Origin of the sequence: Myxococcus sp. CA005 (genome assembly GCF_006518205.1) — a bacterium.
Lineage (GTDB): Bacteria > Myxococcota > Myxococcia > Myxococcales > Myxococcaceae > Myxococcus > Myxococcus xanthus.
Window position 1 is genome coordinate 1 of sequence record NZ_SRLV01000143.1, and the last position, 13,631, is coordinate 13,631.

General features: G+C 69.2%; 13 protein-coding genes. 11 read left to right on the forward strand and 2 right to left on the reverse strand.

The genetic code is table 11. From position 1 onward, the window contains the following. Positions 1-682 (forward strand): deoxynucleoside kinase (locus tag FMQ63_RS35505; RefSeq protein ID WP_141276975.1); only part of this gene is annotated, 682 nt, incomplete at its 5' end. Positions 683-807: 125 nt separating this feature from the next. Next, positions 808-1,326 carry an acyl-CoA thioesterase gene (locus tag FMQ63_RS35510; protein ID WP_011552660.1) on the forward strand — a complete coding sequence of 173 codons (519 nt, stop codon included), beginning with the start codon at positions 808-810 and terminating at the stop codon, positions 1,324-1,326. Between the two features lie 81 nt (positions 1,327-1,407). Here the strand turns inward: FMQ63_RS35510 and FMQ63_RS35515 are convergent, their stop codons facing one another. After that, positions 1,408-1,797 carry an iron-sulfur cluster assembly accessory protein gene (locus FMQ63_RS35515; RefSeq protein WP_020477640.1) on the reverse strand — a complete coding sequence of 130 codons (390 nt, stop codon included), beginning with the start codon at positions 1,795-1,797 and terminating at the stop codon, positions 1,408-1,410. 81 nt (positions 1,798-1,878) lie between these two features. Between FMQ63_RS35515 and moeB the strand changes: the two genes are divergently transcribed. Continuing rightward, complete coding sequence (gene moeB / locus FMQ63_RS35520) at positions 1,879-3,045, forward strand: molybdopterin-synthase adenylyltransferase MoeB (RefSeq protein WP_171452389.1); 1,167 nt, start codon at positions 1,879-1,881, stop codon at positions 3,043-3,045. Between the two features lie 12 nt (positions 3,046-3,057). Continuing rightward, the gene (locus tag FMQ63_RS35525; protein ID WP_011552657.1) at positions 3,058-3,390 is read left to right on the forward strand and encodes a rhodanese-like domain-containing protein; all 333 of its coding nucleotides are present in this window, start codon (positions 3,058-3,060) and stop codon (positions 3,388-3,390) included. A gap of 15 nt (positions 3,391-3,405) precedes the next feature. On the opposite strand, the gene FMQ63_RS35530 is transcribed toward FMQ63_RS35525, so the two are convergent. After that, positions 3,406-5,694 (reverse strand): serine/threonine-protein kinase, encoded by a 2,289-nt coding sequence (locus FMQ63_RS35530; protein ID WP_011552656.1) that lies wholly within the window; start codon positions 5,692-5,694, stop codon positions 3,406-3,408. 254 nt (positions 5,695-5,948) lie between these two features. Here FMQ63_RS35530 and FMQ63_RS35535 point away from each other — a divergent pair, with 254 nt between their 5' ends. The 7 genes from FMQ63_RS35535 to FMQ63_RS35565 form a co-directional block, all read left to right on the forward strand. Then, positions 5,949-6,410 (forward strand): hypothetical protein, encoded by a 462-nt coding sequence (locus FMQ63_RS35535; protein WP_020477639.1) that lies wholly within the window; start codon positions 5,949-5,951, stop codon positions 6,408-6,410. A gap of 176 nt (positions 6,411-6,586) precedes the next feature. Then, entirely contained in the window at positions 6,587-7,948 is a 1,362-nt protein-coding gene (locus tag FMQ63_RS35540) for a hypothetical protein (protein ID WP_011552654.1), read from the forward strand. Positions 7,949-7,965: 17 nt separating this feature from the next. After that, positions 7,966-8,679 carry a VTC domain-containing protein gene (locus FMQ63_RS35545; RefSeq protein ID WP_011552653.1) on the forward strand — a complete coding sequence of 238 codons (714 nt, stop codon included), beginning with the start codon at positions 7,966-7,968 and terminating at the stop codon, positions 8,677-8,679. 6 nt (positions 8,680-8,685) lie between these two features. Beyond that, on the forward strand, positions 8,686-10,386 hold the full coding sequence (tmk, locus tag FMQ63_RS35550) for a dTMP kinase (RefSeq protein WP_011552652.1): 1,701 nt from the start codon (positions 8,686-8,688) through the stop codon (positions 10,384-10,386). Positions 10,387-10,395: 9 nt separating this feature from the next. Beyond that, a complete protein-coding gene (locus FMQ63_RS35555) occupies positions 10,396-11,103 on the forward strand; it encodes a DUF4956 domain-containing protein (protein WP_011552651.1) in 708 nt (235 codons plus the stop codon). After that, positions 11,100-11,885, forward strand: coding sequence for a hypothetical protein (locus FMQ63_RS35560; protein ID WP_011552650.1), 786 nt, complete (start codon positions 11,100-11,102; stop codon positions 11,883-11,885). Before FMQ63_RS35555 ends, FMQ63_RS35560 begins: the two co-directional genes overlap by 4 nt. A gap of 129 nt (positions 11,886-12,014) precedes the next feature. Beyond that, positions 12,015-13,631: metallophosphoesterase (locus FMQ63_RS35565; protein ID WP_141276977.1), on the forward strand; the 1,617-nt coding region annotated here is incomplete at its 3' end.

Consider the following 13,631-nt stretch of genomic DNA (forward strand, 5'->3'; position numbering starts at 1 on the left):
GGAAAAGGCCCCCGCGGCCCCCCCGCGTTCCCGCAACACGATGCGTGTCAAGGTGCCCAAGGCGCGGCGCTTCGTGGCGCTGGCGGGCAACATCGGCGCGGGCAAGACGACGGCGGCGAAGATGATCAGCCAGGCCTTCGGCTACGAGCTGTTCGACGAGCCCGTTATCGACAACCGCTTCCTGCGTGACTACTACGCGGACATGACGCGGTGGTCCTTCACGCTCCAGCTCGAGTTCCTCATCCGGCGCGTCGAACACCACGAGCTCATCCATTCGTACCGCCGCAGCTGCGTGCAGGACCGCACCCTGTACGAGGACCCGGAAATCTTCGCCAAGTACCTCCATGGCCTGGGGCACCTGACGAACGCGGAGCTGGACCTGTACTACGAGTACTTCCAGCGGCTGTCGCGCCACATCATCCGGCCCGACAAGGTCATCTGCTTCGAGGTCGGCAGCGTGGAGGTGCTCCTCCAGCGCATCCGCACCCGGGGACGCGAGGAGGAGAAGGGCATCCGCCACCAGTTCCTTCGGGGCCTCAACGGCTACTACGCCAGCTTCCCCCTGGTGATACAGGAGAAGTACGGCGTGGACTGCCTCACCATGGACGTGTCGAAGCAGGACATCCGGCGAGGCCGGGGACGTGAGGAGTTCCTCGACCGCGTCTCCACCTTCCTGTCCTGAGCGCCGCGCCCGCGCCTGTCACCTGCGCGGACATTGTCTGGCCCATCGCGTTAGATTCTGGGATATCCACCGGATGAACCGGCGCGGCCCGGCCGCAGGCTCCGTCCGACAACCCAAGGTGCGAGATGACCGACCTGAGCGCGAAGAATCCGAAGGACACGGAGGTGGTGATGACCCAGCTCATCCTGCCTCCGGACGCCAACAACCTGGATGCTGCCTTCGGCGGCAAGGTGATGCAGTGGATTGACATCTGCGGGGCCGTGGCCGCGCAGCGCCACTGCCGGCAGGTCGTGGTCACGGCCTCCATGGATGATTTGCACTTCCACGCCCCCATCAAGGTCGGCTGGGTCGCGCTGCTGCACGGCCGGGTGCTGGCCGCCTTCCGCACCTCCATGGAGGTGGGCGTCACGGTGCACGCGGAGAACCCGCTCACCGGCGAGCGTCACCTCACCACCAGCGCGCTGCTGACCTTCGTGGCCATCGACAAGGACGGCCAGCGCGTGCCGGTGCCGCCCCTTCTGATGGAGACGGACGCGGACCGCATGGCCTTCCAGGAGGCACAGACACGTCGGACGCTGCGTCTGGCCCGGCAGAAGGAGAACCAGTCCTGGTTGAAGGTGATGACGCCCATCGCGGGTGCCTGACGCACGAAGGCCGGGCGACGAGGCATCCGCCCCGGCCCGGCCTTCCCGCCCGCGTCACGGGCGATACCGCGGCGGCGCGGCTCAGGTCGTGAACGACGTGCCGCAGCCGCAGGAGGACTTCGCGTTCGGGTTGTTGAACTTGAAGCCCGAACCGGTGATGGCGGAGACGTAGTCAATCTCCGTGCCCCCGAGGTACTGGCTGCTCATCGGGTCGGAGGCGATCTTCACGCCGTCCTGCTCCCAGACGGTGTCACCGGCCTTGGACTCCTTGACCAGGTTCAAGTCATAGCCCAGGCCGCTGCAGCCAGCGGGCACCACGCGGATGGAGAAGAAGTAGCCCTCGAAGCCTTGGGCCGTGATGACGCTTTTCACCTGCTGGATGGCGGCATCCGTCAGGCGCACGGCCACCGGAGTGGCCTGGGAAGCCGGCGAAGCGGCGGGGGCGGCGGAAGTCGTGGGGGTGCTGTCCATATCCATGTCTCCTCTAGGGGACTTATAACGCCCGGGCCCGGAAAATCCATGGGCCCAGCCCCTGGGTTATATGCATCCGACATGGCTCGGACCTTCCAAACGCTGCTGGCCGGAGTGAAACAGGAGATTCGCGAGGTCTCCGTGGACGACGTGAAGCGGCTGCTGGACGCCCGGGCCTCCGTGCGGCTGCTGGATGTCCGGGAGGCGGACGAATACGCCGGGGGCCGGCTGCCAGGGGCCCTCCACATTCCAAGGGGTTACCTGGAGCTGCGCATCGAAAGCCAGGTCCAGCGTGACGAGGAGCTGGTCGTCTACTGCGCCGGGGGCACCCGCTCCGCCCTGGCCGCCAAGACACTGAAGGAGCTGGGGTACGAGCGGGTGGCCTCCCTGGCCGGCGGCTACAACCGGTGGAGTGACGCCGCCCTGCCAGTGGAGAAGCCCTTCGTCCTCACCGCCGAGCAGAAGGAGCGCTACCGCCGCCACCTGAGCCTCCCCGAGGTAGGCGAGGCGGGCCAGGCCAAGCTGCTTCAAGCCCGCGTCCTGCTGCTGGGGGCCGGCGGGCTGGGCTCGCCGGCGGCGCTGTACCTCGCGGCCGCGGGCGTCGGAACGCTAGGCATCGTCGACTCGGACGTGGTCGACCTGAGCAACCTCCAGCGGCAGGTCATCCACACGCGCGAGCGTCAGGGCCAGCCCAAGGTAGCCAGCGCCCGAGCCGCGATTGAAGCGCTCAATCCGGACGTCAAGGTGGTGGGCTTCGAGGAGCGCCTCACCTCGCACAACGTGTTGACGATTCTGGAGGGCTTCGACCTGGTGCTGGACGGAGGGGACAACTTCCCCACGAGGTACCTGCTCAATGACGCATGCGTCATGCTCGGCAAGCCCAACGTCCACGGCTCCATCTTCCGCTTCGAGGGCCAGGTGACGTCCTTCGTCCCCGGCCAGGGCCCCTGCTACCGCTGCCTCTACCCCGCCCCGCCCCCGCCCGAGCTGGCGCCCTCGTGTGCGGAGGCAGGCGTCCTGGGCGTGCTGCCCGGACTCATCGGTCTGCTCCAGGCCACCGAGGCGCTCAAGCTCATCCTCGGCCAGGGTGCCCCCCTGGTGGGGCGGCTCCTCACCTTCGACGCGCTGGGTACCCGCTTCCAGGAGCTCAAGCTGCGTCGGGACACGCAGTGCCCCGTGTGCGCGCCGGGCGCGACGGTGGAGCTCATCGACTACGAGCGCTTCTGCGCCGCCCCCACGCCCGCCTGAGGACGTCACGCCATGCCCATTCCCGAGATTGCCCCCGCCCGCCTCGCCGAGCTGCTCGCCGGCCCCGCGGAGTCCCGCCCCGCGCTGCTCGACGTGCGTTTTCCCACGGAGAATGCGTGGGTCGCCCTGCCGGACTCGCTACTGATTCCCCTGCCTGAGTTGGAAGAGCGCGCGGAGGAACTGGAAGCCCTGCGCGGCCGGCCCGTGGTGGTCTACTGCCACCATGGCGTGCGCAGCCTGGACGGCGCGGCCTACCTGATGTCGCTGGGCATCGACGCGGTGTCGCTGCGAGGCGGCATCGACCTGTACTCCCTGCAGGTGGACCCCAGCCTGCCCCGCTACTGACGGGGCGGCACGCCGCTAGCCCACGAAGGCGGACAAGTCTTCGGTCTGCTTGTTGATGAGGCCGGGCTTGATCTCGACCTCGAACATGAAGGGCTCCTTCAGGGGCCCGCCCTGCAGCTCCAGCTTGTGGCGGCCCTCCATGAGGTCGAGCTTCATGCCCTTGTTGCCCAGGTAGGTGCCCTGGTCCTGGCCATTGCGCTTCACGGAGATGCCGCGCAGACCGTCCGGCTTCAGCGTCAGCTGGAGCTGGCCCCGGCGGAACTCGTAGGTGAAGGACTTGGCCTGACCGGGCTCACCGAAGGCGAGCGTGTCGACCTCCTCCTTGTAGATGCCCTGCTGCTCATTCACCAGGATGAGCGTGTCCTGGAGATGGACGCCCGTCGCATTGACGAGGGGTGTCTCCCCCAGCTCCGTCACCGGCTGCGGACTGCCGCAGCGTTCGGTGTGGCGCACCGAGACCTTCACCTTCTCGTTGGTGTTGACCGACAGCGTCACCGACTGCCCGTCGGAGGCGCGGCTGTTGAGCACCGAGAGGATGGGCTTGTGGAACACCACCCCCACGGCCACCAGCCCCACGATGAACCCGACGGTGGCGATGTTGCGCTTGGCCACACCCGCGCGAGCGCTCCGCGCGGACTTCTCCAGCGCCCGGTCCACCTCGGCGTCCTCGGCGCGCGAACGCGACAGGGCCACGCTCGACGTCCTCGAACGCGGCGGGGGCGACGGCATCTCCGCGCGGCTCGACGTGCGGCGGCGCGGAGGGGCCTCGGAGGGGTGGATGCCGGAATGCATCCCAGTCCGGCGGCGAGGAGGCGGCGCGGGCTCCGGCGGCGGAAGCATGGTCCGCTCGTCGTCCAGCTCCTCGTCCTCCATCCGGGTGCGCTCATCGACCGCCGCCATGCTCGCGCGCGAGCGGGACGGAGGCGGCCCCGGGTCCTCCACGATTTGGGCGGCGCGCGTGGCGGAGCGGCGAGGCGGGGGCGGCTCGCCCATGCCGGTCCGGCTCAGGTCCGAACGGGAGCTCGTCCGTGCAATCTGCGTGGAGTTGGGGTTGGACGGACGGCGCAGCTCCGCGGACGTCCTGCTCCGGCGCGGCGGCGGGGCCTCCTCGATTCCGGACGGCGCATCCCACTCCCCCTGTTCGTCGGGCTCCACCGCGGGCACCGCGGCCGAGGTGCGCCGGGGCCCCATGGACGTGCGGGAAGACGAGCCGCGCTGGCGAACCGAGGCCTCGCCCGGAGGCGCCTCCCAGTTCATGTCCGCGGCGGCGGAGGTGCGGCTGCGGCCACGCTCCTGCGGCGGCGGCGTGGGCGGCATGGGCGTGCCGGAGTTCGCGGAGTCCTCGCCCACGGGAACCACCTGGCCCTGGGCCTTCTCCTCGGCCAGACGGTCGGCGAAGAGCGTCTCCATCAGCTCGGAGATCTGCACCGAGCCGGCCACCCAGCGCTGCCCGACGAGAATCTCCTCGAGCGCCATCTGGAACTGGCGCGCGTCCCGGTAGCGGTCGTCCGAGTTCTTCGCGATGGCCCGCATCACCACCGGGTCCATCTCCTCCGGAACGTCCGCCACCTGAGAGGGCGCGGCGATGGCGCACTCCATGGCGGCCTGCAGCGTGGCCAACTCCGAGTCGCGCTTCAACGGACGCACGCCCGTGAGCAGTTCGTAGAGCACCAGGCCGATGGCGAAGATGTCCGCGCGCCCGTCCAGCGGCTTGCCGGCGGCCTGCTCCGGCGCCATGTACGCGAACTTGCCCTTGATGGCGCCCGACTTCGTGAGCGACGCCTGATCCGCGGCCTTGGCGATGCCGAAGTCCACCAGCTTCACCGAGCCGTCGAAGCTGATCAGGATGTTCTGCGGCGAGATGTCGCGGTGCACCACGCGCAGGGGCCGGCCGGCGTCATCCGTGCGGCTGTGGGCGTAGTGCAGGCCCTCGCAAGCGGCGGCGACGATGCGAATGGCCAGCGGCCGCGCCACCCACTGCCCCGTGCTGGCGGCCTTGCGCATCACCCGGCCCAGGTCCTCGCCGTGGATGAACTCCATGGCGATGTAATAGGTGCCGTTGGCCTCGCCGAACTCGTAGACCTGGGCGATGTTCGGATGATTGAAGCGCGCGGCAATCAGCGCCTCGTTCCGGAACATCTCCACGAACTCACGGTCCTCCGCGAGGTGCGGGAGGATGCGCTTCACCACGAGGTTCTTGTGGAACCCCTCGATGCCCGTCTGGCGCGCCAGCCAGACCTCGGCCATGCCGCCCGTGGCGAGCTTCTTAAGAAGCTGATATTTCCCGAATGATTGAGGGTTCATCCCGGGACATTGCCGGCGGGGAGCAGGCTCAGGTGGAATGCAGCAGGGCAGCGCATCTTAGAGGACAGCCACTTCAGAGGCAAAGGCACCCCGGATTCAAATCCGGATGGGCACTGATCGCCAGCCTCCTCATTGCAACTACCACGGTTGCGGCTCCAGCGAACGATCAGATTCGTGTCGAACGCCGTGGGGACGTTCTGGAGCTCCGCTGGTCCGACGCGGAGGAGCGCCTCCAGGGGACCATCCACCCCGCCATGCCAACAGAGGGAGAGCCCATCTCCGTGTCGTTGCATGTAGGCAACTTCGAGGGTCCCGAATTCGACGGCCCCCTCACCGTCACCTTCCACCCCACCGGGTCGCCTTCCCAGCAGACGAAGACGCTGACGCGGGACGGGGTCAACTGGCACACCCAGTTCACTCCGGACGAGCCCGGCCCCTGGGACCTGGAGGTGCGGTACCGAGGGACCCACCTGAAGGTGATCACCGCGCGCTTCTCCGTGGCCAGCTCGCCCCTGCCCCGCGGCATGGGCTGGGGGTTGATTCTGGTGGGTGCCGGCACGGCGCTGGCCCTGGGCCTGCGCAACGTCCTGCGGCGCGTGAAGTCATCCGGAGCCACCCCTGGGGCAACGGAGACTCCGCCCCCACCGGCGGCGCCCTCCACGCCGGAAGCGGGCAGCGTCCCCATCCCACCGGCCGATCCTCCGTCCGGGCAGTAACTCCTTCCAACCGACGGGCATTCGTACAGGGTCGCCTGCCGCGACATTGGGAACTTCCGTTCCCTGTCACGGCAACGTGACGACCAAGTCACTGGCTTTCTGCGCCATCGGGCCCGCGTTTCGTCCGGAACCGAACCTCCCCCAGCCCTCCGCGTCCGCTCATCGAACGGGCACCCGTGTTGCACTGGACGCGCTCCGGTGGCGGTCGGGGAGGCGTGGACATGGGTGGGTGGCGGGTGAATGAGCGGACGAGGCGGAACCTGCTCGTCGCAATCTTGATGGGCATGCCGGCGTGGGCTGTCGCCAAGACACCCGGCCCACGGACGGAGGCAGTTGCCGAGCCCGTGGAGGATGCCCCTCTGTCAGGTGGCGTGGTGGATGACGTTGAGCCTCCCGAGCCCTTGCTGCCGGAGGAGGACGACGCCTCGCAGGCGCAGCTCGAGGGCGCCATGGCCCAGTCCCTGCCGCCTCCGTCGCAGCCTGCGCCCGGCGCGCAGCCGCCTTCCGTGAGTCCCCTCCCCGGAGCGGATGACGGGGCGACGGCAGAGCAGGACGCGAACAAGCGCAAGCAAAAGCAACGGCCCGGTCAGGCGCAGGACGACTCGCTGGGCGAGAATCCGGACGCGATTGACGACAAGCCCAAGGGCGAGGTGCAGACCATCCGCGTCATCGGACGCGTGTCCGCACGGGCCCGCGCTGACGAGCGCAACCAGTACCAGCGCCGCCTCTCCATCGCGGACGCACGCGTGGGTGTGAGCACGTCACTGCCCAACCTGGAAGCCGAAGTGACGGCGGACCTGGCGGACTCGCAAATGCTCAAGGACGCCTTCGTGCGTCTGGCGGATGACCGCAAGCGATTCCGCCTCTACGGCGGCCAGTTCAAGACGCCCTTCCTCCAGCGCTCGCTGGAGTCGTCGTGGGACCTGCCCATCCAGACCCGCGGACTGGTGGAGGAGTACATCACGGAGACCCATCAAATGGGTGGCCGCCGCATGGGGCTGATGGGCGAAGTCCGGCTGAAGCAGCTCTGGGGGCTCAAGATCTCCGCGGGCTTCTTCCAGGGGGCCATCGACGAGGCGGGCGCGCGGTTGAAGGAGGACGCCGCCGCGCGCGTGAGCTTGCGGCCCTTCAACTTCAAGCCGCTCACCGTGGGAGTCAGCACCTACGTCTCCGAAGCAATGGACCTGGCGCGCAAGCACGCGGTGGCCGCGGACGCGGAGCTGAAGCTGGCGGGCTTCGTCTTCACCGGCGAGGCCATTTCCGGGCGGCTGCCCCTGGGGCCCTTCACGGCGCAGATGCTGCTGGCCCAGTACCTCATCCACGTGGGCAACGAATGGGCCATCCAGCCCGTCGCGGGCGTGGAGGCCTTGCAGCTTCGCGGCGACACGGTGCGGGGGGACGGACATTCACTGGTGGGCGGCTTCAACGTGCTGCTCGGCACTCGCTTCCGGGCCCTATTCCAGACGGAGCGCGCGCTGCGCCCCGGCGATGAATTCCCTGGGCTGCAGCATTCCATCGAACTCGGCGCACGCTTCTGAGCACGGAGACCCCAACGATGCTGTCGTTCGCGGAAGGTGAAGTCACCAAGCTCCGGCGGGAATTCAAGCTGGTGCTGGAAGAGAAGACGGCCGCGGCCCTGGGCACGCGCCTGTCGCTGGAGCTGGAGGGGCACCTGCCGTCGCCCACGCGCATCGTGTCCGTGTACTTCGACCGGCCCGGTGGCCCGCTGGCGGCGCGGGCCCTGCTCACTCCGGAAGACTGTCTCAAGGTTCGGACGAAGGAGTACTCACCGGACCGGGGCGCGGACGGCGAGGCGCGGGTGGTGCTGGAGGTGAAACGAGAGCGCCACGGCCTCACGCAGAAGCGCCGCGTCTGGGTGCCGCGCTCGGACCTGGGCCGCGTGCTGCGCGGCGGGGCCAGCCTGCTGCCGCTCATCGCCGGAGGCAGCCTCAGCCCAGTGCTGGCCGTGACGTACACGCGCCACGTGTACCAGTCGTCGCAGGCGTGGCGGGCGACGGTGGATCAGGACATTCGCTACCACCGGATTGCGCCGGAGCAGGCGCTGTCCCAACTTGCGTTGTCGGTGGAGCGGCTGGAGCCGGCGCAGTGGGTGGAGCCACGAGTGGTGGTGGAGGTGAAGCATCTCGGGCACGAGCTGCCCGAGTGGCTGGCGTCGCTCAATCCGGGCGGCGCGCCGGCCTACAGCAAGTTCGCAGAGGGAATGGCGAAGGTCCACGCTTTCGCCGCGGATGGCGTCGCAGGGGGATAGGGCACAGTGTTCATCGACTTCGAGGGAATTGACGGAAGCGGCAAGACGACGCTCTCCAACCTGCTGGCCGCGAAGCTGAAGCGGCTGGGCTACCGGGTGGCGCATGCGCGGGAGGGCGGCGAGCTGCAGGCGCCCGCGGCGCGGCGCATCCGGGAGCTGACGCGAGACTCCCGGCTGCTGGAGATGTCTCCACGCACGGAGTTCTTCCTCAACCTGGCGCGGGACGCCCAACAACTGGATGAAGTGGTGGCGCCCGCGCTGTCCCGGGGCGAGGTGTGCATCACCGACCGCTACCTGTACTCACAACTGGCGCTCAGCGGTGGAGGCCGCGGGCTGCCCATGGACGAGCTGCGACCCGCGTGCGAGCTGGCCTCGCAGGGCCTGTGGCCGGACCTGGTCATCCTGGTGGACGTGGATCCGGACCTCGCCCGGCTGCGCAAGCGCCTGGGCAAGCTCCAAAGCAAGCGCGTCAGTGATGGGGACAGCCGGAAGGGACTGGTGGGCGCGGGCCTGGCGGTGCGCGTGCGCGAGTCCTTCCTGGAGATGGCGCGGAAGGATCCGCAGCGGTGGATCATCCTGGAGAACAACGACGTCCCTCTGCGCGTGTTGGAGCAGCGGCTGGTGGACGCCGTCGTCGCCCGGCTGGAGGGGCGCGAGCAGCAGGTGCAGCGCATCGTCCCGGCGCCGGCCCGGCCACGGAATGCCAGCCCCACCACGCTCGAGAACCTGGAAGAGCGATTCTTCCAGACGCTGGACACCGTGGAGCAGCGCGAACCGGCGCTCGCGGTGTGGATGTTGAGCGGAATCCCGGGCCTGGCCGCGCACCAGAAGCGCCTGGCCTTCGCGGAGCGCTTCCCGGGCCTCACCGCGCGCGGCATGGCGGGCCTGGCTGACGTACCGGCCATGGGCCTGCGCGAGGTGCTGGCGGACCTGGCGCCCGCGGAGGTGGCCTTCAGCCTCACGGGCCGCATGGACTCGCGCGCGGCCATGTTGCGGCAGCGGCTGTACGCGCAGGCCCCCACGGAGGTGCTGGCGAGCCTCAAGAACGATGGCTCGACCCCGGCGTGGGCCCTGCGCGAGCGCGCCATGCGGGACGGGCGGCTGGCGGACGTGCTCGCGGGGCTCGCCGGCCAGGACTGCGAGGAGTCCTGGTTGGTGCGCGAGGCGGGCATGCAGCGCAAGCTGTTCTCGGAGGTGGCGAGCAGCCTCACCAGTGTCCCGGGGGCGCGGGCGGATGCGCTGCGCGAAGTCCTGCTGCCGCATGACCGGCTGGCGGTGCTGCGCAGCACCCTGGGCCTGGACACACCGGTGGCCCGAGGCCTGCGAGAGGCCCTGGCGGGCAAGGCGCTGAAGCTGGTGCTCCGCTCGCTGACGGGCCTGGACACCGAGGAAGCCTGGACGCTGCGCGAGCGCGGCGCGCCGCAAACGAAGGAGGCGCTGGATTCGGTGGACGGCATGGATGGCACGCGGGCCTGGAAGCTGCGTGTGGACCATCTGGGCCGGTGGCCCACCACCGCGCTGTCCTCCTTGAAGGGACTGCCCATGGGGCCGCACGCGCAGGCGCTCATCGAGCGTGTGCTGGCGGAACAGCCAGACCGGCTGCCGGTGCTGCGCAACGCCTACGCCGTAGCGGCGACCGCACGGGCGCTCGCGCAGCAGCCCGCGCGCACGGTCCGCGTGGGCACCTCTCCCCGAATGGAAGCCTAGGTCACCGCCATGGACGCATCATTCTCAGCCCTGTTCGAGGGCGCGAAAGCGGAGCTCAGCGCGCTGTCCGTCACCGCGATTCTGCCGCGGATGCTGGCCGCGGCGCTCATTGGCACCCTGCTGTCGCTGCGGCCCTGGCGCCTGCTCATGAAGCGGGCGCTGCCCAAGGTGGACATGATTCAGGCGCAGGTGCTGCTGTGCGCGGCGGCGGCGGTCATCACCGCCGTCATCGGTGACAGCCTGGCGAAGGCCTTCGGGCTGGTGGGCCTGGGCGGCTTCGTTCGGTTCCGCTCGGGACTCAAGGACCCGCGTGACGCGGCCATCCTCTTCCTGATGATTGGCCTGGGCATGGCGTGCGGCCACGGCAGCCTGGGGCTTGCCTCCGTCGGGACGGTGTTCGTGATGGTCCTGCTCTTCGTGCTGGATTGCTTCAACCGCGAAGAGGCGCACGCCACTGCGAAGCAGCGGCTGGTGCTGTCGGCGCAGTCGGATGACCTGGTGGGCGCGGAGGCCACGCTGCGCCGGGTCCTGGGTGAGCGGAACGTCATGGTGAAGAGCTGCGCGCTCGACTTCGACGGGCGGCGGCTGGAGTTGGAAGTCGAGGAGCCGGAGCCGGGCTCCCTCGCCGCGGCGCTGGGCCGCACGGAGGGAGCGGCCCTGCGAGGCTTGCGGTGGACGGCGGTGAATTCGAGAAGCGCACGGGAGGAGCGGATATGAGGCGCAGCTGGGTGGCCGTGTTCGCGGCGGGGTGGTTGGTGGCGTGTGGCGGCAACAGCCTGCCCGCGGGAGATTCACAGGACCCGACACCCGGCGGCGGACTGCCGGGAGAGCCGGTGCAGCCGGGAGGACCAGATGATCAGGGCAACGGAGAGGAGCCCACCGGGTCGCAGTCGCTGTGGCCGCTGACCGCGGGCAGCACCTGGACCTACGACATCCAGGACCCCGTCGAGGGCAACTTCCAGAAGCAGGTGACGGTGGTGGGCCCCGGCGAAGTCCCTGACCAGCCGGGCATCAACGCCGTCCAGGTGCACAGCCGCCAGGACCGCGTGCGCAACGGCACCCTCTATGAGGAGTATTCGTGGCAGGTGGAGCTCACCAACGGGCTCGTCGTGCGTCTGCGCGAGGACGACTACCGCAATGGCCAGCAGGTCCGCTCCACCACCTGGTCTCCCGCCACGGTGAAGTCCGTGGCGAGCGTTCCGGACGCCCTGCCCTGGACGTACAAGAGCGACGTGCTCGAGCACATCACCCTGGGCGACGGCTCGAAGGACCAGAAGGACCCGACGTACATCTGGAAGGTGCTCGAATCCGGCGTGACGGTGACGACGCGAGCTGGAACCTTCACCAACGCGGTCAAGATTCAGCGCGACAAGGTCAACAACAACGGCGAGGTGAAGCCAGACAAGACGCGCTTCTACTGGCTCGTCCCGGGCATCGGAAAGGTGCGTGAGGAAGGCGAACGCACCGAGGACCTGGCGGCCTACGACATCAAGCCTTGATGCCTGACCGGAGAGGTGGCGGATACACGGGGCCCTGCCCCACCGTCTCCTACTCCGAGAGGGGGCAGGATGAAGGTCAGCGGTTGAACGGTTGCGCCTCTATCCCGAACTTGTTCGGGAGGAGGCCGCATGCACCGGAAGACCCCCTTTCACCTTGCCCCCTGGGCGGCCGCACTGATGCTGCTGGCCAGCACCGCGAGTGCGGGGACGCTGTATCGAGACCCTTATCTGCAGAAGGTGGGACCGGACACGGCGACGATCGCCTTCCGGCTCGCCGCCAACTGCCAGGCGGAGGTGCGCTACGGCGAAGGAGCAGCCAACCAGTCGGCTGTCTCCCAGGACGGCGGGAAGTTGCACGCGGTGGTGTTGACCGGGCTGAAGCCAGGCACCGAGTACACGTACGAGGTGTCGGCCTGTGGCCTGCGCACGCAGCTCAATCGATTCCGCACCGCGCCGGTGCCGGGGACCCGCAGCGTGCACTTCGTGGCGGTGGGCGACTTTGGCACGGGCGGCTCGAACCAGAAGAAGGTCGCCGCGGCCATGGTCAAGCGGCAGGCGGGGCTGTTCGTCGCGCTGGGGGACAACGCCTACGCCGGTGGCACCGAGGCGGAAATCCAGAACAACCTCTTCGTGCCCATGGAGGCCCTGCTGGCCCAGGTGCCGTTCTTCGCGGCGCTCGGCAACCATGAGTACGTGACGAACCAGGGGCAGCCCTACCTGGACAACCTCTACCTGCCCACCAACAACCCCGAGGGCACGGAGCGCTACTACTCGTTCGACTGGGGCCACGTGCACTTCGTGGCGCTCGACTCCAACTGCGCCGTGGGACTGGCGTCGGCGGACCGTTGCACGCGGGATGCGCAGAAGGCGTGGCTGGAGCGGGACCTCGCGGGGTCGACGCAGCCGTGGAAGATTGTCTTCTTCCACCACCCGCCCTGGTCCAGTGGCGAGCACGGCTCGCAGCTCGCCATGCGCCGCCACTTCGGCCCCATCATGGAGAAGTACGGCGTGGACCTGGTGCTCACCGGGCACGACCACAACTACGAGCGCAGCAAACCCATGAAGGGTGACGCCGTCGCCGGGTCCGGCGAAAAGGGCATCCCCTACCTCGTGGTGGGCGGCGGCGGCGCGACGCTGAGGAAGCTCCCCGGCAGCAAGCCGGACTGGAGCGTCATCCGCGACAACCAGGCCTATGGCTTCCTCGACGTGACAGTGGTCGACGGCACGCTCACCGCGCAGTTGCTCGGGGTGAACGGAGACCCCGTGGACCGCTTCACGCTGCAGAAGGAGCTGCCTCCGCAGGAGCAGCTTCCCGAGGGTGCGATGACGCTCGTCGTGGAGGGCGAGCGGGGCGTGGCCCCCCACCGCGCCTTCTTCCGGGCCACGCCGTCCCTCGAGGCCGCCACGGTGACCTGGGATTTCGGCGACGGCGGCACGGCCGAGGGCGAGGCCGCCGAGCACGTCTTCGCCATTCCCGGGCAGTACACGGTGACGGCCACCGCCACCCAGGGCACGGTGAAGCAGACGGCCACCGCCCTGGTCCAGGTGGCGGAGACTCCCGGTGAGGAGCCCCAGACGCCGGATGACGGCACGACGGACCCGGGCTCACCGGAGCCCCGCCCTGGGCTTCCGGACTCTCCCGGCCCCCCGGATGACGGCATGAGCAGCTCGAACGGTGGCTGCACCGCGGGCCCCACCGCCACCCTCCTCCCGGCGGCCCTGGCCCTGCTGGCCGCGGGTCTGCTC